The following is a 23,035-nucleotide window of genomic DNA, read 5'->3' as shown; positions in this document are numbered from 1 at the left end:
ATCTCAAGAATAGGTGCGTGATCTAACCGAATGGCGTACGCTCGTGCGGTTATGGTCGAAGCTTCTCATAGAGGGGATCACCATGGAACTTCACCAGCAGTATCCGGTCCGCCTGCGCATCAATGGCCAGGACCGTGAATTCAACGTCGAGTCGTGGGTCACCCTGCTCGACCTCCTGCGCGAACGCGCGGTCCTGACCGGCACCAAGAAAGGGTGTGACCATGGCCAGTGCGGCGCCTGCACGGTGCTGGTGGACGGCAAGCGCATCAATTCCTGCATGACGCTGGCCGTGATGCAGAACGGCCGCGAAGTCACCACCGTCGAAGGCCTGGCCGACGGCGAGAACCTGGCGCCGATCCAGCAAGCCTTCATCGACTGCGACGCCTTCCAGTGCGGCTACTGTACCCCCGGACAGCTGTGTTCGGCGGTCGGCCTGATGAATGAAGGCCAGGCCAAGACCCTGGCCGACGTGCGCGAACTGATGAGCGGCAACCTGTGCCGTTGCGGCGCCTATCCGCAGATCACCGAGGCGGTGGCCGGCGTGATGGGCATTTCCGAACCGGGCGCCGACGGCAAGACGGCGTTCACCACCGGTCCGGTGCTCGCATGAACCCGTTCGCCTTCACCCAGCCCACGGACCTCGACGGCGCCCTGGCCGCGCTCGGCGCGCAAGGCACGCGCCCGATCGCAGGCGGCACCAACCTGATCGACCTGATGAAGGAAGGCGTGATGCAGCCGCCGCACCTGGTCGACATCAATCTCGTCACTGGCCTGGACGCGGTCGAGGTCGACGCCGGCGGCCTGCGCCTGGGCGCGCTCGGCCGCAATGCCGACACCGCCTATGATCCGGTCGTGCGCGAGCGCTATCCGCTGCTGAGCGCCGCGATCCTGGCCGGCGCCTCGCCCCAGCTGCGCAATATGGCCACCAACGGCGGCAACCTGATGCAACGAACCCGCTGCGTCTATTTCTACGACGTCGGTGTGCCGTGCAACAAGCGCGAACCCGGCACCGGCTGCCCGGCCAGGGACGGTTTCAACCGCCAGCTGGCGATCCTCGGCACCAGCGAGGCCTGCATCGCCACCCACCCGTCCGACATGTGCGTGGCGCTGCGCGCGCTGGACGCCACCGTGCACGTCAAGTCGCGCCAGGGCGGCGAGCGCGCGATTCCCTTCGCCGAGTTCCACCGCCTGCCGGAAGACCGGCCCGAGATCGACAACACGCTGCAGCCGGGCGAGCTGATCACCCACATCAGCGTGCCCGAGGCCGACCGCTTCAAGGACCACTCGGCCTACATCAAGGTGCGCGACCGCCTGTCGTACTCGTTCGCACTGGTGTCGGTCGCCGCCGCGCTCGACCTCGGCGCCGACGGCAATATCAAGGAAGCACGCATCGCGCTCGGCGGCGTGGCCCACAAGCCATGGCGCGTGGAAGCGGCCGAAGCCGCGCTGGTCGGCCAGGCGCCGACCGAAGCCGCCTTCCTGGCCGCGGCCGACGCCATCCTGCAAGGCGCGCAAGGTTACGGCGACAACGACTTCAAGCTGCCGCTGGCGAAGAACGCCATCGTCCAGGCCTTGACCAGCGCCACCCGCGGCACCGACTACGCGCGCGGCCAGCAGCAAGCTGCACAACAAGGAGAACAAGCATGACCGACCTGATTCCAGAACTGCGCACCCCGACCGCGCCGGCCGGCACCGGCCGCGTGCACAGCGGGATGGCCGTCTCGCGCGTCGACGGCCGCGCCAAGGTCACCGGCCAGGCGCAGTATGCCGCCGAATACACGGCCCCCGACCTGTGCTACGGCGTGGTCGTGAGCAGCACCGTCGCCAAGGGCCGCATCACGAAAATCGACACCGTCGACGCGCTCACCGCGCACGGCGTGATCGCCGTGATGACCCACGAGAACCGCCCCAAGATGCGCGCCTTCGACATCGCCTGGAAGGACATGACGGCGCCGGCCGGCTCGCCGTTCCGCCCGCTGTTCAGCGACGAGATCTTCTACAGCGGCCAGCCGGTGGCGCTGGTGATCGCCGACACCTTCGAAGCGGCGCGCTACGCGGCTTCGCTGGTGCGCGTGCACTACGACGTCGAGGAGCACGAGACCGACATCCTGAAACTGCTGGACCAGTCGTACAAGCCGCGCCCACTGAAGGCCGGCTTCACCCCGCCCAGCTCCACAGGCGACGCCGAAAAGGCGTATGCAGCGGCGCCGGTCAGGATCGACGCCCAGTTCTACAACGGCGTCGAGCACCACAACCCGATGGAGATGTTCGCCTCGACCGTGATCTATGGCGAAGACGGCCACCTGACCGTGTACGACAAAACGCAAAGCTCGCAGAACAGCCGCTGGTTCCTGTCGCACGGCCTCGGCATCTCGAAAGACAAGCTGACGGTGCGCAATCCCTACGTGGGCGGCGCCTTCGGTTCCGGCCTGCGTCCGCAATACCAGTTGCCGCTGGCGGCGATGGCGGCGCTGCAGCTGAAGCGCTCGGTGCGCGTCGTGCTGACGCGCCAGCAGATGTTCAGCTTCGGCCATCGTCCGGAGACCTGGCAGCGGGTACGCCTGGCCGCCGATCGTGACGGCACCCTGAAGGCGATCTGGCACGAAGCCAAGCAGGAAACCTCGCGCCTGGAAGACTACGTCGAGGTGATCGTCAACTGGTCCGGCCAGCTGTACGCCTGCAACGACATCACCCTGAAGTATGAGCTGGTCGGCACCGACCGCTTCTCGCCGATCGACATGCGCGCCCCCGGCGCGGCGCACGGCGTGCACGCGATGGAAGTTGCGATGGACGAGCTGGCGTACGAACTCAAGATGGACCCGCTCGACCTGCGCCTGAAGAATTACACCACCATTGCCCCGGTCGAGGACAAGCCGTTCTCGACCAAGGAACTGATGGAATGCTACCGCCAGGGCGCGGAACGCTTCGGCTGGGCGCGCCGTCCATTGGAACCGCGTTCGATGCAGGATGGCGAGGAACTGGTCGGCTGGGGCATGGCGACCGGGATCTGGGATTCGCTGGTGATGGTGGCCCGTGTCAGCGCAGTCTTGCACAGCAACGGCCGCCTGGTGGTGAGCAGCGCTGCGTCCGACATCGGCACCGGCACCTATACGGTGATGTCGATGATCGCCGCCGAAAGCCTGGGCCTGCCGCTGGAACAGGTCACCTTCCAGCTGGGCGATTCGACGCTGCCGATGGCGCCGATCGAGGGCGGCTCGTCGCACGTGTCGACGGTCGGCTCGGGCGTGCACGGCGCCTGCGACAAGCTGAAGAAACAGCTGCTCAAGATGGCGCTGGCCATGAAGGAAACGCCGCTGGGCAAAGCGCGCACCCGCGACGTCGAGTTCGGCGATGGCTTCATCTTCCTGAAAAAGGATCCTGCGGTGCGCGTGGCATTGAGCGCAGTGCTGGCCGACGCCAGCGTCGACCGCGTCGAAGAGAAGTTCTTCATGACGCCGCAGATGCTCAAGCAGCGCAAGTACACCCGCGCGGTGCACTCGGCGGTGTTCTGCGAAGTGCGCGTCAACGAAAAGCTGGGCATGATCCGCGTCACGCGCGTGGTCAGCGCGGTTGCGGCCGGGCGCATCATCAGCGCCAAGACCGCGGCCAGCCAGGTCAGCGGCGCAGTGGTATGGGGCATCAGCCAGGCGCTGCATGAAGAAACCCACACCGACCACCGCTTCGGGCGCTTCATGAACCACAACTACGCCGAGTACCACGTGGCGGTGAACGCCGACATCCACGACATCGACGTCATCTTTGTGGAGGAAGACGACCGCATCGTCAGCAAGCAGCTCGGCGCCAAGGGCGTGGGCGAGATCGGCATCGTCGGCGTCGCCGCCGCGATCTCGAACGCCGTGTTCCATGCGACCGGCAAGCGCCTGCACACGACGCCGATGACGCCGGACAAGCTGATGGTGGGCGAACGCCAGTTGCCGGCCAGCGAGCCGATGGCGAAGATGAATACCTGATTTTCCCGGGTATCGCCATGCCCCCGCAACCGCCGGCATCCCCGGCGGTTTTTCGTAGGGTTGGCGGCTTGGCCGCCGACGCGTCCAGCCAGTGCGTGCGAAGTGGCAATGCGACCGGCGATTGAACGCGTCGGCGGCAAAGCCGCCAACCCTACTGATATATATTACGTATCACAGACCCGTCCATTGCATATTGGACAAATCACCCTCCAGCAGGCACCCTGTTGCTCCTGCTTTCGCAACAACCCAAGGAGTCTGCCATGCCCGTCTACCGTTCCCGCACCACGACCCAGGGCCGCAACATGGCCGGCGCGCGCGCCCTGTGGCGCGCCACCGGCATGAAGGACGGCGACTTCGAGAAGCCGATCGTCGCCGTGGTCAATTCGTTCACCCAGTTCGTGCCCGGCCACGTGCACCTGAAGGACCTGGGCCAGCTGGTCGCGCGCGAGATCGAGGCGCACGGCGGCGTGGCCAAGGAATTCAACACCATTGCCGTCGACGACGGCATCGCCATGGGCCACGGCGGCATGCTGTATTCGCTGCCCTCGCGCGACCTGATCGCTGACTCGGTCGAGTACATGGTCAACGCCCACTGCGCCGACGCCATGGTCTGCATCTCCAACTGCGACAAGATCACCCCCGGCATGCTGATGGCGGCGATGCGCCTGAACATCCCGACCGTGTTCGTCTCGGGCGGCCCGATGGAGGCCGGCAAGGTGGTCAAGGTGGTCAACAATGATAAAAAGATCATCAAGCTGGACCTGATCGACGCCATGATCAAGGCCGGCGACGACAAGGTGTCCGACGCCGACGTGCTCGAGATCGAGCGCTCGGCCTGTCCCACCTGCGGTTCGTGCTCGGGCATGTTCACCGCCAACTCGATGAACTGCCTGACCGAGGCGCTCGGCCTCTCGTTACCCGGCAACGGCACCATCGTCGCCACCCACAGCGACCGCAAGGAACTGTTCCTGCGCGCCGGCCGCCTGATCGTCGACCTGGCCAAGCGCCACTACGAAGGTGACGACTATACCGTGCTGCCGCGCAGTATCGCCAGCAAGGCCGCGTTCGAGAACGCGATGGCGCTCGACGTCTCGATGGGCGGCTCGACCAACACCGTGCTGCACCTGCTGGCCGCCGCCCACGAAGCGGGCGTCGCCTTCACGATGGCTGACATCGACCGCATCTCGCGCCAGGTGCCCTGCCTGTGCAAGGTCGCGCCGATGACCGACAAGTACCACATCGAGGACGTGCACCGCGCCGGCGGCATCGTCGCCATCCTGGGCGAACTGGCGCGCGCCGGCCTGCTCGACACCTCGCTGCCGACCGTGCACAGCCCGTCGATCGGCGCCGCCATCGAAAAATACGACATCCGGCGCAGCGACGATCCCGAGGTGCACCGCCTGTTCCGCGCAGCGCCGGGCGGCGTGCCGACGCAAGTGGCGTTCTCGCAGTCCGAGCGCTTCGACGCGAACGACCTCGATCGCAGCGCCGGCTGCATCCGCGACCGCGCGCACGCGTATTCGCAGGACGGCGGCCTGGCGGTCCTGTACGGGAACATCGCCGAGAAAGGCTGCATCGTCAAGACCGCCGGCGTCGACGAAAGCATTCTGAAATTCTCGGGCAAGGCGCGCGTGTTCGAGAGCCAGGACGCGGCGGTCGAAGCGATCCTGGGCGACCTGGTTGCCGCGGGCGACGTCGTGATCATCCGCTACGAAGGTCCGAAAGGCGGCCCCGGCATGCAGGAGATGTTGTACCCGACCTCGTACATCAAATCCAAAGGTCTGGGCAAGGCTTGCGCCCTGTTCACCGACGGCCGCTTCTCGGGCGGCTCGTCGGGCCTGGTGATCGGCCACGCCTCGCCCGAGGCGGCCGAAGGCGGCGCCATCGGCCTGGTGCAGGAAGGCGACGCGATCGACATCGACATCCCGGCGCGCACCATCAACCTGCGCGTGACGGCCGAAGAGCTGGCGCACCGGCGCGCCGCGATGGAAGCGCTGGGCGCGGACGCCTGGCAGCCGGTCGGACGCGAGCGCGTGGTGTCGCAGGCACTCCAGGCTTACGCGGCCCTGACGACCTCGGCCGACCGTGGCGCGGTGCGCGATTTGTCGCAATTGAAGCGCTAACTAGTAGAACGGCGCGTCGAACGGCGCGCGCGTCCAACCAGGCCGCGCGCGCCGGATTTTGCTGATTTATGCAGCGTAAATAGTCCATTCCCTCTCAGAAACGGCTGAGCAGAGCCATTTTGCTTGCCGCTTTTTCGCTCTCGTATGCACAATGCTCCGATTGTGTCTTCATACTCCGCGCGCCGCGTCACCAATCAGTACTTCTACGTAGTTGCAGAACGAAATATTTACTGGTAAAACCTCTTCTGCGTTTGACAACGTTCTGCGCACCGCAGCATCACGCAAGAAAAGGTGCGCGCTAAAAAAATCCGAAGTACAAGACTTATAACGAGAGTAAGAGGACGACACCATGAAGCTCAAGATGCTGTGCGCCGCCGCGTGCCTGACCGCCTTCGGCACCGGCCTGGCCCAGGCCCAGGCCTACCCCAACAAGACGATCACCATGATCGTGCCGTTCGCCGCCGGTGGCCCGACCGACACCGTGGCGCGCCTGATCGCGCAGTCGATGACCACCACCCTCAAGCAGCAGATCATCATCGAGAACGTCGGCGGCGCCGGCGGCACCATCGGCGCCGCGCGCGCCGCGAAAGCCGCCCCGGACGGCTACACCCTGTTCCTGCACCACATCGGCCAGTCGACCGCACCGGCCCTGTACCGCAAGCTGCCGTACGACGCCATCACCAGCTTCGAGCCGATCGGCCTGATCACCGACGTGCCGATGACCGTGGTCGCGCGCGCCAACTTCCCGGCCAAGGACATGAAGGAGCTGATCACCTACGTCAAGGCCAACAAGGACAAGGTGACCTACGCCCACGCCGGCCTGGGTTCGGCCTCGCACCTGTGCGGCATGCTGCTGCAGACCGCGATGGGCGTCGAGCTCACCACCGTGCCCTACAAAGGCACCGGTCCGGCGATGAACGACCTGCTGGGCGGCCAGGTGGACTTCATGTGCGACCAGACCACCAACACCACCAGCCAGATCAAGAGCGGCAAGATCAAGGCCTATGGCGTCACCAGCAAGACCCCGGTGCCGTCGCTGCCCAACCTGCCGGTGCTGGCGAACGCCGGCCTGCCGAACTTCGAAGTCGGCGTCTGGCACGGCCTGTACGCGCCGAAAGGCACGCCGAAGGCCACCGTCGACACCCTGGCCAACGCCCTGCGCTCGGCCCTGCGCGACCCCAACGTCGCCAAGCGCTTCGCCGACCTCGGCACCGAGCCGTCGCCGACCAACCAGGCCACGCCGGAAGCGCTGCGCTCCCACCTGAAACAGCAGATCGACCTGTGGGGTCCGATCATCAAGAAAGCCGGCGCCTTCGCCGACTGACCTGACGTCATCGACACACCGGCACGCCGCAGCCGCGGCGCGCCGGTGTTGTCGTCTGTGCGGCGCCTGCGCCGCGCAGTGCACGCAGCACCGCAGCACCGCAGTTGAACGCAGTTGAACCACCAGCATCCGCAACAACGCTTTCGCATAACAAAAGGGGACCACCGTGCCAGCATTCATACGCCATCCAAAGGATTTTTGGAGCGGCATCATCTTCATCCTGTTCGGCCTCGCGGCCGTGGTCATCGGCCAGGACTACGAAATGGGCAGCGCCGGCCGCATGGGCCCGGCTTACTTCCCGACCGCGCTCGGCATCATGCTGGCCCTGGTCGGCGCCGCGTCGACGCTGCGTTCGTTCTTCCGCAAGGGCGAGCCGATCGGCCGCCTGTACTGGAAAGAACTGATCATCGTGCTGGTCGCCGTGCTGCTGTTCGGCACCCTGGTGCGTGAAGCGGGCCTGCTGGTCTCGGCGATCCTGCTGATCTTCATCAGCTCCTACGCCAGCCGCCAGTTCAACCTGAAAAAATCAGTGCTGCTCGCGATCGGCGGTGCGGTATTCGCGATCGTCCTGTTCGTCAAGCTGCTTGGCTTGCCGATGCCGATCATCGGTCCTTGGCTTGGCGGGAATTAAACACTATGGAACTCTTCAGTAATCTCGCGCTCGGCCTGGAGACGGCGCTTTCGGTACAAAACCTGTTCTACTGCCTGGTCGGCGTGTTCGTCGGCACCGCGGTCGGGGTGCTGCCGGGCCTGGGCCCGATCGCCACCATCGCGATGCTGCTGCCGGCCACCTTCGGTCTGCCGCCGGAATCGGCCCTGATCATGCTGGCCGGTATCTATTACGGCGCCCAGTACGGCGGCTCGACCACCGCGATCCTGGTCAACCTGCCGGGCGAATCGTCCTCGGTGGTCACCGCCCTGGACGGCTACCAGATGGCGCGCAACGGCCAGGCCGGCAAGGCCCTGGCCACCGCCGCCATCGCCTCGTTCTTCGCCGGCTCGGTCGCCACCGTGCTGTTGGCCGTGGCGGCGCCGCCGCTGGCCGACATGGCGCTCGAATTCGGCCCTGCCGAATACTTCTCGCTGATGGTGCTGGGCCTGGTGGCCTCGGTGGTGCTGGCCAGCGGCTCGCTGCTCAAAGCCATCGGTATGGTGCTGCTCGGCCTGCTGCTGGGCGTGGTCGGCACCGACGTCAACTCGGGCGCCGCGCGCTACACCTTCGATCTGCCGCAGCTGGCCGACGGCATCAACTTCGTGATCGTGGCGATGGGCATGTTCGGCATCGGCGAGATCATCCGCAACCTGGAGCATGACGAGTCGCGCGACCTGGTCATGAAAAAGGTGAAGGGCCTGATGCTGTCGAAAGACGACTTCAAGCGCATCATCGCCCCGGTGCTGCGCGCCACGGGTCTCGGTTCGATCCTCGGCATCCTGCCGGGCGGGGGCGCCATGCTGGCCTCGTTCGCTTCGTACTCGCTGGAGAAGAAGGTCTCGAAGAACTCGGCCAACTTCGGCAAGGGCGCGATCGAGGGTGTGGCGGCGCCGGAAGCGGCCAACAACGCCGGCGCCCAGACCTCGTTCATCCCGATGCTGACCCTCGGCATTCCGTCGAACCCGGTGATGGCCCTGATGATCGGCGCGATGATCATCCAAGGCATCCAGCCGGGTCCGGCAGTGATGACCGAGCAGCCGGGCCTGTTCTGGGGCCTGATCGTCTCGATGTGGGTCGGCAACCTGTTCCTGGTGGTGCTGAACCTGCCGATGATCGGCATCTGGGTGCGCATGATCATGGTGCCGTACCAGCTGCTGTATCCGGCGATTCTGATGTTCTGCGCGATCGGCGTGTTCAGCCTGAACAACAGCGAATTCGACGTCTACCTGATGGCGCTGTTCGGTTTGCTGGGCTACCTGTGCGCCAAGCTGGAACTGGAACCGGCGCCGATGCTGCTCGGCTTCATCATCGGCCCGATGATGGAAGAGTATCTGCGCCGCGCCCTGCTGCTCTCGCGCAGCGACCCGATGGTGTTCATCGAACGCCCGATCAGCGGCGTGATGCTGGGCCTGGCCGTGGCGGCGATGGCGGTGGTGCTGCTGCCGTCGCTGCGCAAGAAGCGCGAAGAGGCGTTCCAGGAAGACTGATGTCCTGACGCCTGGATTCACCCGCGCCGCCCGGCGCCGGTCCTGCGGGGCTGGCGCCGGGCGGTGTCGTTTTACTCCTCCGCCGCGGCGACCATCACTTGCGGCGCACCAGCCCGGCCAGCAATGCCACCAGTGCAAAACCGAGCACCGCGCTGTTGGGCGAAGTCCGCTCCATCACCATCCCGAACACCGACGCACCCAGCGCCTGGCCGATTGCCAGCGCCAGGCAGGCGACCATCACGCCCGCAGCCGGTCGGCCCGGCAGCGCGGCGATGCCCCACACCAGATACACGCCGGTGAGCACCAGGTAGGCGGCGCCGAACACGGCGCCACCAGCGAACGTCGGCCCCGCTCCGCCATGACTGTGACCGACCGCGACCAGCGCAAGCGCCAGCGCGACGTGAAATCCCAGGTGCACGGCGTTCAGGCCGGCGCGCCCGATCAGCCAGCCACTGGCTGCGCCGACCAGGCCGGCGCAGCCCATCACGATCCACAGCACGCCGGTCTCGGACGCATCCCAGCCCAGATTATGTGCGGTCAGTTCGGCGCCGTAGGTCCAGACCACGGTGCTGGCGACGCCGGTCAGGCAGGCTGCTGCGGCAAGGCGCGCAAGGTCGGGGGAGAATGCCGGCAGCGCACCGGTGCCGGATACGTCATCGTTCGGCGCGCCGACCCGTTTGCTGGTCCCGCTCAGCGTCGCCAGTGTGGCCAGCGCCATCGCTGCGGCGGCCCCGGCGAAGCAGGCGAAGGCCACGCGCCAGCCGGCGCCCATCAGGATCGCCACCGGTCCGGATAGCGCCACGCCGGCGCTGGTGCCGGCATTGATCGCGGTATTGGTGGTGTCCTGGCGCGCGCTGTCGACCTTTGCGGCCACCGCGGCGGCCAGCGGCGGCGAGGCCAGCCCGGCGCTGGACCCGGCCACGATCACCGCGATCGCCAGCCACGTCGGCGACGCCGCAGCGGCAATGCCGGCCATGCCGAGCGCCGCGATGGCGCCGGCCGCCATCGCCACCGCCCGCGGTCCGCAGCGCTCGGTGAGCCAGGCGGCGGCCACGATGGCGAGGCAAAAGCCGCCGAAGGAGCCGGCCGAGATCACCCCGCTCAACGTCGACGACAATGCCAGGTCGGCCGAGATCTGGGGCAGGAACAGGCCAAAGGCGAAGCGCCCGAAGCCGTAGCAGACGGCGATCAGGCCGAAGCCCGACGCCCCGACCAGCAGTGCGGTCTTCATGGCGCGCCCTCCTCGATCAGCCGGCGCGCAGCGGCGGCCGCCGTGCGCACCGCGTCCTGGCCCTGGTAGGCGCTGGCCGCGACCGCCCCTTCGAACAGCAGCACGATGCGCGCGGCCAGCAGGGCGTCTGCGCGGCCGGTTTCGGCGCGCACCATGTCCGCCACGCAAAGGCGCAATTTATCCTTGTGCCGCAGCACGGCTGCTGCGATGGCCGGCTGCGCGCCGCCGGTTTCGCCAAGCACGCGCAGGAACAGGCAGCCGCGCGCGCCCTCTTCGTCGATCCAGCGCGCCAGCGCGTCGAACAGCGCCTGCACCTCGACCCGGTCGACCTGCTCGAAGAAACGGCGGTCGCGCGCGTCCAGCACGGCGACGATCAGGTCGGTCTTGCTGCCGGCGTGCTTGTACAGGGTGCGGCTCGACATGCCGGCGGCGCGCGCCAGCGCATCCATGCCGGTGGCCATGAAGCCATGTTCGTAGAACTGCCGCTCGGAGCTGGCGATGAGATTGGTTCGGGTATCCATGGGCGGACTGTAAAACGATCGTTTTACAGATGCAAGCGGCGATTCGCCTGAGGTCGCGGCGATGATGCGACCACTCCTTCGCTTCAATGCGTAACGATATCAATTAGTCATTGACTAAAAGTAAAGACGTCAATATAGTCTTTCTTTTTTTTTAATTATAAAAATGAAATTTCTTCTTGCTCTGGCACTCAGTCTCTGCACCCTCACGGCGAATGCCGGAATTGTTACGTATTCTTTCGCGGGCGTTTTCGAGGAACCATCCCGCTTCTCGCGGAACGAGAGCAACGACGAGCCGCTGATGCTGGGCCTGATCCAGGCGGGCGACCGCTTCTCGGGCCGCTTCACGTTCGATACCACGTCCGCGCCGGACGGATATGGCTTGGGACCGTGGGCTATCTATCCCCTGCTCGGTTTCGAGATGCACGTATCCGAGCGTTTCGACAGCGTCGCGAGCGCCTGGCAACTCCACTCGATCTCGGTCACCGACGACAAGGAGCGTGGATATGGCGAGCTCGTTGTGAACGCCGGCCTGCGCCTGGACCCTGCACACACGCTCGGCGTCGTACTGCGCATCGAGGCGTCTGAGAGCACCGCGTTCGACGGATTCCGGGTGCCGGACGGCTACGACGATTTCTATGGCGCAGGGCTGTTCATGTCCTTGTATCACTATGACCATCCGATGATCGACCAGGTCGCAGCCTCGGCCCAGGTCGCCCTCGATCGCGCACCGAGTGCGATCCCGGAGCCTGCCACCGGTCTGTTGCTGCTGGCTGGCCTGGCCGGCCTGGCCTGCCTGCGCCGCCGCTGACCGGGCTGCGGGAGTGCCCGCCGGTCGGACTCGACCGCCCACTTGCCAGCCGGACGCCGTCGTGGCGGCAGCTCCGGTATGGTAGTCGCATGAGCAACCCGCAAAAATATCCTGCCACGCCGGACGGACGCTACTTCGTTGTCAGGGAGCGCCTGTGGCGCACCAGCAATCCAGCGCTGCCGGACGACGAGCGGCAACGGCTGGTCGACCGGCTGATGCAGGCGCGCCGCGAAGTCGGATCGGCGCTGAAGGCACGCGATCTTGCGGCGGAACGCACTGCCCGCGCGGCAGTCGATGCAGCCAAGCGCGACTTGGGTGAACGCGGCCCGGTGTGGTGGACCGACGGCGCGCCGGACTATAACCGGCGCATGGTGAGCAACACGCCCTACGCTGCGTGGTACGCGGCGTTGCCGGAAGAACGGAAATCGTGATCGTGCAGTGGCTGCGCTGCGCCGGATAGCACGGCCATCAGGCCAGCCAGCGCCAGATCCCGGCCGGCCATCCCGCCAGCGGCCCATGGACCCACGAGGCAAGCAGCCACACCGCCACTCCTCCCGCCAGTGCATGCGTGCCGAAGTTGCCGAAGCGCGCCCTGCGCTGCATGATCGCCACGAACGGCAGATTGCTGGTGCGGCTCTGCCACGCAGGCCAGCCGGCCGCGTCGCCGCCGGACTTCTTGCGGTCCTGCAGCACGGCGCCGACCAGCGCCAGCACGACGATCGCGCCGGAGAGGATGACGTAATTGGTAATGGGATGCACCTGGTAAAGGCCCACAGGCCGGGACCAACCTGCCACCATGGCGCGGTGACCGGCGCCTGGCGGTAGGCATGGATCGCGCCGCCGAGCGTGGCGAACGCGACCAGGGAATACAGCAGCAGGAAACCCTTTTCGCCGACGGCCGTCACCAGCGGCCGGCGCAAGGGGTGGGACAACGCAAAATGGATGCCGACGAAGGCAAGCGAGCCTGCCAGCACCATATCCAGAGCATCCATCGAACACCTTTCAGTCGGTCTGCCCGCCAAACGCGGCGGACGAAATGACGTCCCTACCCACGGCTACCGGTGTGCGCAGCGAACTTTAACAGGAAAAGATGCTGCTTTCCCGGCAGCGGATGACGATGATGCGCGACGTATCGAAGCACGCGATGCGCGCGCGGTGCGGGCAGCATTTTGCGGCGGATCCAGGCACATTTGATCCGCCGCATCCCACTGCCGCATCGTCGTTCTAGCTTTGCAGAAGCACGATTTCACGAACACGGCGCGATGCCGATCCGGCCGGTCGCATGCATATGGAAAACAGAGGCTTCAACAACTGGCTCAGTACAGTCCAGGGGTCCGTCAATCTGGTCGGTACGGCGCTTCCCGTGCTCGCGGTAGTGTCGACGGCGCTGGGCGGCTGGCTCAACGGCGTTTTCGAATTCTTCGACATCCCCGCCAAAGCTGGCGCCGCCCTGTTGTCCGCAGCGGTGACTGTCGCGGCGGCCCTGCTGGTGTGGCGCAGCTACCGGCACTTCGCACAAGCCAGCCGGCTCGAGCGCCGCGATGCGTTCACACTGCGTCCCACCTCGCCCGAGACACTGATCGGCCGCACGGATGACGTCAAGCGGCTGACGACGTCGGTGAAACAGTCGCGCATCGTGCTGCTTGACGGCGAATCCGGCTGCGGCAAGTCTGCCCTGATCAGTGCCGGCTTGACCCCGGCGTTGCGTGCCGAGGACGGACTGCTTCCGGTGCTGGTGCGCGAATGGGGCGAGGACTGGATCCGCGGCCCGGTTGCGGTTGCACTCGACGGCCTGTACCGCGTCTTGTCCGCAGGCCAGCGCGAACGTCTGGCGTGGGAGTCGGCGCCCGACCTGGCGGCCGCGACACCATTGCTGCTCGCCGAATTCGACACGCGCCTGGCCGCTATCGTGCGCACATTGAACCGCCGCCCGCTCCTTATCGCAGACCAGTTCGACGACTATCAGGCCCAGCACCGCGGACGCTTTGTGGACGCTGACGGAAGCTGGCTGACGCCGGCCGCCCTTGCCGCCGCCAATCCATTCTGGAATCTGATCCGGACGGGACTGGAGGCAGGTACGCTGCACCTGCTTGTCGTCGCGCGCTCGGACACTGCCGCCGGCCTGTCGTCGGTACGCTTCCTGGACCAGGATCGCACCGCGGCGCGCACGCTCAAGCGTGTCAACACCGATTACCTGCATCCCTTGCTTGTCGGCCTCACGGCAGCCGTCCCCCCGGCCGGGGCCGGCACTGCGATCGTCATGCATCCCGAAGGTGGCTGGCTGAAGTTGCGCGAGCGGCTCGAGCGCGACCTGACAGCGGAAGGCGCAATCCTGATGCAACAGGTGCGCACTGTGCTCATGGGCCTGCGCGAGTTGCCGCTGCTGACCCCCAAGCACTACGAAGCCGCCGGTGGCTTGCGCGGTGTCGAGACATTGGTGATCGCGCGCGCGCTCAAGACGGCCGGCCTGGCTGCGGGTGGCGGTCCCGATGGCGCCCGGGTCGCCGCAGCCGTGCTGCGTGCGTTTGTGCTCGAGGGTGGTCCGGAGCAGCGGCCGAAAGCGCAACGCGCGCCATTCACGCAGCTGAAGACGATCGTCGGCAACGCTTCGAAAACCAGGGCCGTCCTCGATGCACTGGAGCATGAGGAGGTCGTGCGGCCAGCCGATTCCGCCGGCAGCGAGCGCGCCTGGCAGCTCGACCACGACTACCTGGCGCGCGCCGTGCTGGCGCATGAGCGGCGCGCTGCACGGTGGTCGGCAACATTGGCCGAATGCAAGCAGCGCTTCGATGCCGCAACCGGCAGCTGGCGCAAACGCTATGCGGCGCTGCTGCCGTTTTCCACATTGATGCGGCTGCTGTGGGAGCGCGTGCGCAACCGCTTGCGCTTCGCGTCGGCCAGAGAATATATCCTGTTGAGCACCCTCAGGCCGGGCATGGTCCTGCTATGCATCTGCCTCGTGGCGGGCGGCGCAACCAGCTGGAACCGGGACCGGCTGCTGACCGCCAGTGCCTACCCGATCATCAACGATTTCGGCGCCGAGGATTGGCCTGCAGGCACGCTCGCGGCATGGCGCGCCCCACAAGCGCTGCGTGCCCGCATATTCGACCTGCTGCGTACCGACCCCGGTCAGCTGCAGGTGGCGCTGCGCGCCCGGTGGCACTTGGCGCATGCCGGGGCCGACCCGGCCCAGGCCGCCGAAGTGGCCGCATTACTGGGTCGACTGTTCCTGCACGCCCGTACCGACCGCGCAGTGCGCGAAGTTGCGCGAGCGCACGAGGAGCTTCTCGGGCGCCTGGACGATGCGGCGCGCGTGTCTTCGGTGGAGGGTCCGCTGCGCACGCGTATCATGCGCGAGGCCGACGACGACATCCTGGACGAGCTGGCCGAGGCCTACCAGGGCCTGCTCATGAACATGACCGACGCCGATGCCCTGGCCGCTGCCGGAGCAGCCCTGCGTCGGGGCCTGGTGTCTCGTGCCAATCACGACAGCGCGTCGCGGCTGGCCGCGGCCTATGCCACGGTGGTTCAACGCCTCACCGATCCCGCAGTCGTCAAGGCCGAGTTGGACGCGCTGCGCCAACAGCTCGCGCTCCCACCGCAGGAATCATCCGCAGCCATGATCGACGACGCCTACGCGGCAGCAGCGGCGCGCTATGCCAAGCTGGCTGACGCCAACGTCAACGCCGAAGCCAGCGCCATACGCACGCTGCTGTCGAGGCATTCCGATCCAGCAGTGGTGGGCAGGCTCGCGCATGCCTACGCGCGCCTCGCGCCACGCGTCGACAAGCCTGCGGAAATCGATGCCGGCAGCGCGGCATTTCATGCGCTGCTGGAGCGCGATCCGGATCATCGTGCCCGCGCGCAGATCGCTGGCGCCTATGCCGCCATCGCAGCGCGCCTGAGCGATGGCGCCAGAGTGACGCAGGCGCTGGTCTTCCTGCGCGCGCTGCTGGAACGCGAGCACGCACGCGCTCCGGCAGCCGCCACCGACAGCACACTGGCGAACCCACTCGACGAACGGATGGGCATCCAACACGGCGCCGCCACATTGCAGGCTCTGGCAACTGCGTACGGCGCTCTGGCAAGCCGGCTGGACGACGCGGCAGCCGCCAGGATCGAAGCCGCGGCGCTGCGCCGCCTGGTCGGGCAAGCGCACGACAGCGAAGCGGAAGATGCGCTCGGGTCGGCCTATGTCGTGGTGGTGCTGCACTTGACCGATCCGGACGAGCTGAGAAAGGAGGCCGCATTCCTGGCTTCGCGCCTGGCCCCGGATCGGAACTTTCGCCCCGGTACCCGTGGTGGCTTGACTCTTGCCGCCCAAGCCTACACGGCAGTGGTCGGACATCTGAGCGAGGTGGCAGACGTCGAGCCTGAAGTGGCCATGCTGCGCTCCCGGCTCGAGCGTGCGGGCGACCCCGCCCTGGCCAGCACGCTCGCCGGTGCTTACGAGGAGATCGCCATTCTTCACTTGAGCAACGAAAAGAGCGTCGCCGACGAAGCGCGGGCGCTACGCCTGTACCTGACGCAGCGCCCGCGCGACGACATCGCAGGAATCGTCGAAAAACCGTACCTCGCACTGATCGCAGCCATCCGTGGCGCTACGGAACTACGCGCCGAAATCGCCGCCTTGCGAACACTGCTGGCCCAGCCGGCGTTCGGTGACCGTCAGGTCGTCGCCAGCGCCTACGCCGCGCTGACCAAGCGCCTGAGCGTCCCCGCCGACCTCGAGACCGAAGTGCTGGCCCTGGAACGATTGCTGAGGAGCGAATGGCGCGGCGGCACCGTCCATGCCGTCAGGGAAGCCTACGCCGCGCTGGTAGCGCGCCTGGACGATGACCGGCGTACCCGGGCTGCCATCGCGTCGTTCGAAGCCTGGCTCGATGAGCCCGACCATGACAGCCAGGCGATCACCTTGGCAGATTACTACGCGGTCATGGTAAGGCGATTCAACGACCCCGACCAGCTCTGGCGCGCAGCCGATGTCCTTGAACGCCGGATCGGAAGCGGCCCGGGTCGCGCCGCGGCGATGGCGTTTGCTTACGCCACCGTCGCGTCGGGCTTGCCCGATCCAGAACGACGCGGGTCGGCCGCCGTGCTCCTGCGCACCCTGCTGCTGCGCTATCCGGACGATATCTCCGGCGGCGCCTACGCCATGGTTGCGGAGGGAATGCGAGATGCCGGCTTCCTGAAGCGCGAGGCGGCGGCGATACGCGCCGCCCTGGAGAAAGAAGTCAACACTGATCTGGCGCAGGCATACCTTGCCGTCGCGCCGCGGCTGCGGTCCGATGCCGACCTGCGGGCGGAGGCCGACGCCCTGCGCCCGCTGCTCGAACGCGCCGGCAACAGGGACGACGCCACGACACTGGCCAAGGCCTACGCCGCGCTGGCGGCGGCCCGCATCGCGCGCGCCGCACCGACGGCCCATGCGCAACTGGTGGCGGACGTCCTGACCCAGGCCAGCCATCCATTCCTGGCCGACCCCAAGGAGTTGCTCGAGGTACTCGCGGTCCTGTCGCGCAGCGATTTCGGGAACAAGCTGAGCCATGCAGTACGCTGGGCCGCCGACGAGTACGGGATCCGGCCGTCGCGCCTGAGGCCGTCAGGGGCAACTGCCTGAATAGCCGGGTTCTCAGCCCGCGCGCGAGCGGCCCGGCAGCCGGGCGGACGTCAATCGAACCTGCGCTGCAGCGTCAGCATCACGCCGCCCACCACGCCGATCCACATCACGATCCAGAACAGATCCTGCCCCGCCAGCAACGCCGCCTGGCGCGCCAGCTCGGCGCCGATGTCGAGTGCAGAATCACGCGCCTTTTCGCCCAGGCGCGACAGGTGCAGCGCGGTTCGTTCCTGCAGCCCGATATTGGTCATGCCCACGCCCAGCGCCAGGCCGGCCTGGCCCAGCATGTTCTTCAGTTGCTGGGCGTGCGAGAACACCACGTTGTCCATCTGCAGATCCTTGAACGAGTGGATCGCGGTGGTCGCCATGCCCAGCGTGACGAAGCCGCCGAACAGCCCGAACCACGCCAGCAGCGTATCCCAGGCATACGCGCGCGGGTCGAGCGTTGCGAAGCGCCAGCCGAGCAGCGCCAGCATCGCGAAGCCGGTCACGTAGAAGCGGGTCGGATGCGGATTCTTCTTGACCAGCTCCAGCATCACGACGAACACCACCACCGTCGACAGCAGGCCGATGCCCTGCAGTTCGCCGGCCTGCTGCAGGCCGACGCCCAGCCCTTTTTGCACCAGCTGCGGCAGCAGCGTGTTCACCATCCCCAGCACCGCGTAGCAGACCGCGAAGATCAGCAGGCCCAGGCGATAACGGGCGCTGCGCAGGATGTGCAGGTGCAGGAACGGCTGGCTGCGGCGCCAGTGCAGCACGCAGAACGCCGCCAGCAAGGCCAGGCCGAGCAGCAGGTGACCCACCAGCGGCGCGCGTTCGCCGTGCCAGTCGTAAGTCATGTGCTGCAGCGCGTACAGGGTGATGGCGGCGCCCAGTCCCAGCAGCACGGCATCGAACAGGTGCATGCGGGTCGGCGTGCCGTCCAGCGTCACCGCGTCCTGCGGCATCCAGCGCGCGGCCAGCGCGGCGCCCAGCGCGGCCAGCAGCGCCAGCACCAGGAACATGCCGCCCCAGGCTTCGTGGCCGACCATCTTGGCCGCCAGCCACGGCCCAAGCGCGAAGCCGCCTGAGAGCGCCGCGCCAAACGCCGCGATGCCCTGCAGGCGCTGCGGCGACGGCGGAATCAGGTTGACCATCATGCGCGACACCGTCATGAATACGCCGCCGCCCATCGCCATCAGCAGCCGTCCGCCGGCGAACTGCGCCACGGTGCCGCTGGTGGCGCACAGCCAGGCGCCGAGCAGGTAGACCAGCACCGTCGCCAGCAGGAAGTTACGCCAGCCGAGGCGCTGCAGCAGCACCGTCATCTGCGAGATCGACAGCACCGCTACCGCCGCGTACATGGCCGAGGTGGTGGCGTATTCCTCGGGCGAGGCGCCAATGTGGCCCATGATCGCCGACGCCGCCAGCACCGTCATCCCGGTGGTCAGGAACTCGATGAAGTTGAAGACGAAGATCGTGGCCAGCAGCGCCGGACGTGGGATCGCCAGATTGCTTGCGGTGCTCATGGCAGCCCCATTCAGCGCGCCGCCACCGCGCCCGGCTGGCCGAGCGCGCGGCGGATCGCTTCATCGGCGCCGTGCGCCTCGGTCTCGAACACCACGGTGTGGTATTGCTGGCGCACTGCGCCGGCCTGCATCAGCGTGGGACCTTCACGCTTGCTGGTGTCGATCGCCACCTTCATCGACAGGCCGAGGCGCAGCGGATGTTGAGCCAGTTCCTTCGGATCGAGCGCAATGCGCACCGGCACGCGCTGCACCACCTTGATCCAGTTGCCGGTCGCATTCTGCGCCGGCACCGCGGCGAAGGCGCTGCCGGTGCCCGCTTCCTGGCCCACCACGCGGCCATGGAACACGACGTCGCCGCCATACACGTCGGCGGTCACCGCCACCGGCTGGCCGATGCGCACGTCCTTCAATTGCGTCTCTTTCAGATTGGCCGTGACCCACATCTGGTCCAGCGGCACGATCGCCATCAGCGGCGAACCTTGCCCCACGCGCTGGCCGATCTGGACGTTGCGACGGGCGACGATGCCGCCCACCGGCGCGGCGAGCGTGGTGCGCGCCAGCTGCAGCGAGGCGTCGCGCAGCTGGGCGATGGCGGCCGCCACGTCGGGATGGTTCTCGACCGTGGTGCCGTCCACCAGCGCATTGGCCGAACCCACCTGCTGGCGCGCGGCGGTCAAGGCGGCGCGCGCGGCGGCGACTGCGTCCTCGGCGTGGCGGATGTCTTCGCCCGAGACGGCGCCGGTGTCGGCCAGCTTGCGCCGGCGTTCGAGGTCGCTGGCAGCCTTGCCCAGGTCCGCTTCGCGCTGCAGCACGGTGGCGCGCAGCTGATCCACGCCGGCGAACTGGGCGCGCACCTGGCGCGCGGACTTGGCCAGCGCCGCTTCGGCGCGGTCCAGCGCCAGGCGGGCGTCGACTTCGTTCAGCTGCACCAGCGTCTCGCCGGGGCGCACGAAGTCGGTGTTGTCGGCGGCGATGCGGGTCACGGTGCCGGCCACCTGCGGCGTGACCTGCACAAGATTGCCCTCGACGTAGGCGTCTTCGGTGTGCTGGCTGTTCCAGCCCAGGCCCAGCACCTCGGGCGAGGACCAGGCGATGCCGCCCACAGCGGCGGCGATGGCGGCCAGCAGGCCGATGGCGAGCTTGCGGCGGCTCTGTGCCACCGTGGTCGTATTCTTGTTGTCCATGTCGTTCCTTGAATTTACTTTGCAAGTTGCGCGGAGGCGGTCACGTCATAGCCGCCACCCAGCGCCCGCACCAGGTTCAGGTCGAGCTCATTGGCGCGTGCTCTAAGCTCGGCCTGGCCGCGGCGCTGGGCCACCACCTGGGTCTCGGCGATCAGGACCTGCACGAAGTTGCCCAGGCCGGCGCGGTAGCGCTGCTCGGCCAGGTCGTAGGCCTGTTCGGCCGCCTCTAACGCCTGATCCTGCTCGACCACCCGCGCGCCGAGCCAGCGCAGCGACGTCAGTTGCGCGGTCACGTCGCGCAGCGCCTCCAGCACCGCGCCGTTGTACTGCTCCACCGCCAGGTCGTAGTCGGCGTTGCGCACGGCCAGATTGCTGCGCAGGCGGCCGCCGTCGAGCAGCGGCAGTGTGACCAGGGGGCCGGCGGCAAAGGTCCGGCTGCCGCTGTGCACCAGGGCGTCGAAGCCGAGGGTGGACAGGCCGGCGGACAGGCTCAGGTTCACGGTCGGGTAGAACTGGGCCCGGGCGACGTCGATGTCGCCGCTGGCCGCTTCCACCTGCCAGCGCAACGCCACCAGTTCCGGACGGCGGCCGAGCAGCGCGGCCGGCAGGTCGGCCGGCACCCCGGGCGCGCGCTGCAGGCGCAATTGCGGCCGCGCGACGCCGTTGGCGGCATCCTGTCCCTGGCCGGTCAGCGCCGCGATCTGGCCGCGCGTCAGCGCGATCGACTCATCCAGCGCCGCGATCTGGCCGCGCGCGGCAGGCACGCCGATCTCGGCCTGGCGCAGTTCGGCGCGGCTGTCGAGCTGGGCCGACACGCGCTGCTGCACCAGTTCCAGGATGCGGCTGCGCTGGCGCAGCTCCTGCTCGGCCAGGTCGCGCAGCGCGAACAGGTGGTCCAGGCGCAGATAGGCCTGGGTGACGGCGACCGACACCGCCAGCGTCGCCGCCTGCGCTTCGGCCTGGCGTGCGTTGACGCGGCCGGCGGCGGCGGCGACAGCCGAGGCGTTCTTGCCCCAGAAGTCGACCTCATAACCCAGCCCGACGCTGGCGTCGTTGGCCCACTGCCAGCTGCCGGCCAGGGGTTTGGGCACGTTGCTGTTTTCGCTGTAGCGCTGGCGCGAAGTGCGCAGCGACGCGTTGGCCTGCGGACCCAGCGCGGAAGCGGCAAGTCCTTCCAGCGCAGCGGCCTGGCGCACACGCGCCTGGGCCGCGGCCACGGTCGGGCTGCCGGCGCGGCTTTGTTCGACCAGCCGGTCGAGCTGCGGGTCGCCGTAAGCGCGCCACCAGTCCTGGGCCGGCCAGGCGGCGACCTCAGTCGTCAACGAACCAATCGCGCGCGAGGAATTCGCGGCGGCGGCGGCGTCGTGCACGCCGGCGCGCTCGCCCTGCGGTCCCATCGACACGCAGCCGGCCAGCACCAGAAAGACAGAACCGAGAGCCAGGCGGGCGGATGGCCGGCCTGGACAGGTAATTGGAAGCATCGTTTGCCTCGGCAGAAAAATCGGAATAGCCGAAGCATAGTTGCTCTACGTCATTGAGGCCATGCCGCCGGAGCCATGGCGATCATGCAGATTCTGCATAGTGCGGCGTGGCCGGCATCGACTCTTCTTCCGCCAGCGTCGAGCGCACGAACTCGCGCAGCCAGACATTGGCCGGATCGCGGTGGCTGCGCTCGTGCCAGTACAGTGCCAGCTGCAGCGGCGGCAGCTGCATCGGCAGGTCGGGCGGCAGGTCGGCCAGCACCAGCCCGAGGTCGCGCGCCAGCGGCCGCGCCAGGCGGCGCGGGATCGTGGCAATGGCGTCGGTATGCAGCGCAATGTGGGCGGCACTGGTAAAACTCGGCACGTGGCACAGGATGCGCGACGGCGCCAGCAGCGTTTCCAGCTTGCGCGTGACGGCGGCGTTGTGGTGGCTGGTGTGCTCCATCTCGATCAGCACATGGCGATGGGTGAGATAGGCATCGCCATCGAGCCTCCCGGCGCAGGCGTGGCCGGGGCGCATCACGCAGGCGTATTCGTCCTGCCACAGCTTGCGCTGGCGGATATTGTTGACCAGGTGCGGAAAGCGCCCGATGGCCAGGTCGACGTGGCCGCGCTCCATCTGCTGTTCGATCGAGCCGGGGTCGATGTGCACGCTGCGCAGCTGCACGCCTGGCGCCCCACCAGCGGGCCGGGCCAACGCATCGAGCAAGCGCGGCAGGATGTTGACCACGGCGCCGTCGACCATGTACAGGCCGAACGAACGGATGGCGCTGGCGGGATCGAAGTCGGCCGGACCGCCTTCCAGCTGGCGCGCGGCGTCCAGCACGGCGGCGATCGGAGCGGCCAGTTCGAGGGCGCGCGCGGTCGGCTGCATGCGCTGGCCAGTGCGCACCAGCAGCGGGTCGCCGAAATGGCGGCGCAGCCGCGCCAGCGAGCGGCTGACGGTGGGCTGGGTCATGCCGAGCAGTTCGGCGGTGCGGGTCAGGCTGCCCTCGCGCAGCAGGCTGTCGAGGATGCGGAGTTGGGACAGGTCGGGAATCACGGGCGCATCATAACATTCAGATACGTGCGCCGTGGTTCCCTCTCCGTTCTTCCAAACTTATGCAAATCTAACCGGAATTAGCT

The 23,035-nt window shown here is 67.5% G+C and carries 17 protein-coding genes and 1 pseudogene; 10 read left to right on the top strand and 8 right to left on the bottom strand.

Annotated elements, in window-relative coordinates; genetic code table 11:
• Positions 1–82 precede the first annotated feature (82 nt).
• The 7 genes from QPK27_RS20775 (at position 83) to QPK27_RS20745 (ending at position 9,557) form a co-directional block, all read left to right on the top strand.
• Complete coding sequence (locus QPK27_RS20775; RefSeq protein ID WP_290420085.1) at positions 83–610, top strand: (2Fe-2S)-binding protein; 528 nt, start codon at positions 83–85, stop codon at positions 608–610.
• Entirely contained in the window at positions 607–1,647 is a 1,041-nt protein-coding gene (locus tag QPK27_RS20770) for a xanthine dehydrogenase family protein subunit M (RefSeq protein ID WP_290420084.1), read from the top strand. The genes QPK27_RS20775 and QPK27_RS20770 overlap by 4 nt, the downstream gene beginning before the upstream one ends.
• Positions 1,644–3,971 (top strand): xanthine dehydrogenase family protein molybdopterin-binding subunit, encoded by a 2,328-nt coding sequence (locus QPK27_RS20765; RefSeq protein ID WP_290420083.1) that lies wholly within the window; start codon positions 1,644–1,646, stop codon positions 3,969–3,971. The genes QPK27_RS20770 and QPK27_RS20765 overlap by 4 nt, the downstream gene beginning before the upstream one ends.
• Before the next feature lie 260 nt (positions 3,972–4,231).
• Positions 4,232–6,094 (top strand): dihydroxy-acid dehydratase, encoded by a 1,863-nt coding sequence (ilvD, locus tag QPK27_RS20760; protein ID WP_290420082.1) that lies wholly within the window; start codon positions 4,232–4,234, stop codon positions 6,092–6,094.
• Between the two features lie 349 nt (positions 6,095–6,443).
• Complete coding sequence (locus tag QPK27_RS20755) at positions 6,444–7,418, top strand: tripartite tricarboxylate transporter substrate binding protein BugD (RefSeq protein ID WP_290420081.1); 975 nt, start codon at positions 6,444–6,446, stop codon at positions 7,416–7,418.
• A gap of 166 nt (positions 7,419–7,584) precedes the next feature.
• The gene (locus tag QPK27_RS20750; protein ID WP_290420080.1) at positions 7,585–8,049 is read left to right on the top strand and encodes a tripartite tricarboxylate transporter TctB family protein; all 465 of its coding nucleotides are present in this window, start codon (positions 7,585–7,587) and stop codon (positions 8,047–8,049) included.
• Positions 8,050–8,054: 5 nt separating this feature from the next.
• On the top strand, positions 8,055–9,557 hold the full coding sequence (locus tag QPK27_RS20745; protein WP_290420079.1) for a tripartite tricarboxylate transporter permease: 1,503 nt from the start codon (positions 8,055–8,057) through the stop codon (positions 9,555–9,557).
• A gap of 94 nt (positions 9,558–9,651) precedes the next feature.
• Here the strand turns inward: QPK27_RS20745 and QPK27_RS20740 are convergent, their stop codons facing one another.
• Together QPK27_RS20740 and QPK27_RS20735 are read right to left on the bottom strand one after the other, a co-directional pair.
• Positions 9,652–10,788 (bottom strand): MFS transporter, encoded by a 1,137-nt coding sequence (locus QPK27_RS20740; protein ID WP_290420078.1) that lies wholly within the window; start codon positions 10,786–10,788, stop codon positions 9,652–9,654.
• Complete coding sequence (locus tag QPK27_RS20735; protein ID WP_290420077.1) at positions 10,785–11,309, bottom strand: TetR/AcrR family transcriptional regulator; 525 nt, start codon at positions 11,307–11,309, stop codon at positions 10,785–10,787. Before QPK27_RS20735 ends, QPK27_RS20740 begins: the two co-directional genes overlap by 4 nt.
• Positions 11,310–11,607: 298 nt before the next feature.
• Between QPK27_RS20735 and QPK27_RS20730 the strand changes: the two genes are divergently transcribed.
• Positions 11,608–12,117 carry a PEP-CTERM sorting domain-containing protein gene (locus tag QPK27_RS20730; RefSeq protein ID WP_290420076.1) on the top strand — a complete coding sequence of 170 codons (510 nt, stop codon included), beginning with the start codon at positions 11,608–11,610 and terminating at the stop codon, positions 12,115–12,117.
• Between the two features lie 89 nt (positions 12,118–12,206).
• Entirely contained in the window at positions 12,207–12,548 is a 342-nt protein-coding gene (locus QPK27_RS20725; RefSeq protein ID WP_290420075.1) for a hypothetical protein, read from the top strand.
• A 37-nt stretch (positions 12,549–12,585) separates the two neighbouring features.
• Here the strand turns inward: QPK27_RS20725 and QPK27_RS20720 are convergent, their stop codons facing one another.
• Positions 12,586–12,876: an NnrU family protein gene (locus QPK27_RS20720; RefSeq protein WP_290420074.1), complete on the bottom strand. Its 291-nt coding sequence runs from the start codon at positions 12,874–12,876 to the stop codon at positions 12,586–12,588.
• A 62-nt stretch (positions 12,877–12,938) separates the two neighbouring features.
• Positions 12,939–13,094: pseudogene (locus tag QPK27_RS20715) on the bottom strand (NnrU family protein); the annotation flags it as partial.
• Between the two features lie 305 nt (positions 13,095–13,399).
• Between QPK27_RS20715 and QPK27_RS20710 the strand changes: the two are divergent.
• Positions 13,400–17,737, top strand: coding sequence for a hypothetical protein (locus QPK27_RS20710; protein WP_290420073.1), 4,338 nt, complete (start codon positions 13,400–13,402; stop codon positions 17,735–17,737).
• Positions 17,738–17,787: 50 nt separating this feature from the next.
• On the opposite strand, the gene QPK27_RS20705 is transcribed toward QPK27_RS20710, so the two are convergent.
• From QPK27_RS20705 to QPK27_RS20690, 4 genes are all read right to left on the bottom strand, one after another.
• Positions 17,788–19,245, bottom strand: coding sequence for an MFS transporter (locus QPK27_RS20705; protein ID WP_290420072.1), 1,458 nt, complete (start codon positions 19,243–19,245; stop codon positions 17,788–17,790).
• An 11-nt stretch (positions 19,246–19,256) separates the two neighbouring features.
• Positions 19,257–20,429: an efflux RND transporter periplasmic adaptor subunit gene (locus QPK27_RS20700; RefSeq protein WP_290420071.1), complete on the bottom strand. Its 1,173-nt coding sequence runs from the start codon at positions 20,427–20,429 to the stop codon at positions 19,257–19,259.
• 14 nt (positions 20,430–20,443) lie between these two features.
• A complete protein-coding gene (locus tag QPK27_RS20695; RefSeq protein WP_290420070.1) occupies positions 20,444–21,910 on the bottom strand; it encodes an efflux transporter outer membrane subunit in 1,467 nt (488 codons plus the stop codon).
• 82 nt (positions 21,911–21,992) lie between these two features.
• The gene (locus tag QPK27_RS20690) at positions 21,993–22,952 is read right to left on the bottom strand and encodes a LysR family transcriptional regulator (RefSeq protein ID WP_290420069.1); all 960 of its coding nucleotides are present in this window, start codon (positions 22,950–22,952) and stop codon (positions 21,993–21,995) included.
• Between the last annotated feature and the right edge of the window lie 83 nt (positions 22,953–23,035).

The organism is Massilia sp. YIM B02443 (genome assembly GCF_030411955.1).
In the GTDB taxonomy this organism is placed as follows: Bacteria; Pseudomonadota; Gammaproteobacteria; order Burkholderiales; family Burkholderiaceae_D; genus Telluria.
The sequence above is the reverse complement of the archived record's forward strand: the minus strand, read 5'-3'. Positions and strand labels throughout refer to the sequence as shown.

Coding starts and splice junctions, on each gene's coding strand:
- QPK27_RS20775 (WP_290420085.1), top strand. CDS start 83: ATGGAACTTCACCAGCAGTATCCGGTCCGCCTGCGCATCAATGGCCAG.
- QPK27_RS20770 (WP_290420084.1), top strand. CDS start 607: ATGAACCCGTTCGCCTTCACCCAGCCCACGGACCTCGACGGCGCCCTG.
- QPK27_RS20765 (WP_290420083.1), top strand. CDS start 1,644: ATGACCGACCTGATTCCAGAACTGCGCACCCCGACCGCGCCGGCCGGC.
- ilvD (WP_290420082.1), top strand. CDS start 4,232: ATGCCCGTCTACCGTTCCCGCACCACGACCCAGGGCCGCAACATGGCC.
- QPK27_RS20755 (WP_290420081.1), top strand. CDS start 6,444: ATGAAGCTCAAGATGCTGTGCGCCGCCGCGTGCCTGACCGCCTTCGGC.
- QPK27_RS20745 (WP_290420079.1), top strand. CDS start 8,055: ATGGAACTCTTCAGTAATCTCGCGCTCGGCCTGGAGACGGCGCTTTCG.
- QPK27_RS20740 (WP_290420078.1), bottom strand. CDS start 10,788: ATGAAGACCGCACTGCTGGTCGGGGCGTCGGGCTTCGGCCTGATCGCC.
- QPK27_RS20735 (WP_290420077.1), bottom strand. CDS start 11,309: ATGGATACCCGAACCAATCTCATCGCCAGCTCCGAGCGGCAGTTCTAC.
- QPK27_RS20730 (WP_290420076.1), top strand. CDS start 11,608: ATGCTGGGCCTGATCCAGGCGGGCGACCGCTTCTCGGGCCGCTTCACG.
- QPK27_RS20725 (WP_290420075.1), top strand. CDS start 12,207: ATGAGCAACCCGCAAAAATATCCTGCCACGCCGGACGGACGCTACTTC.
- QPK27_RS20710 (WP_290420073.1), top strand. CDS start 13,400: ATGCATATGGAAAACAGAGGCTTCAACAACTGGCTCAGTACAGTCCAG.
- QPK27_RS20705 (WP_290420072.1), bottom strand. CDS start 19,245: ATGAGCACCGCAAGCAATCTGGCGATCCCACGTCCGGCGCTGCTGGCC.
- QPK27_RS20700 (WP_290420071.1), bottom strand. CDS start 20,429: ATGGACAACAAGAATACGACCACGGTGGCACAGAGCCGCCGCAAGCTC.
- QPK27_RS20695 (WP_290420070.1), bottom strand. CDS start 21,910: ATGCTTCCAATTACCTGTCCAGGCCGGCCATCCGCCCGCCTGGCTCTC.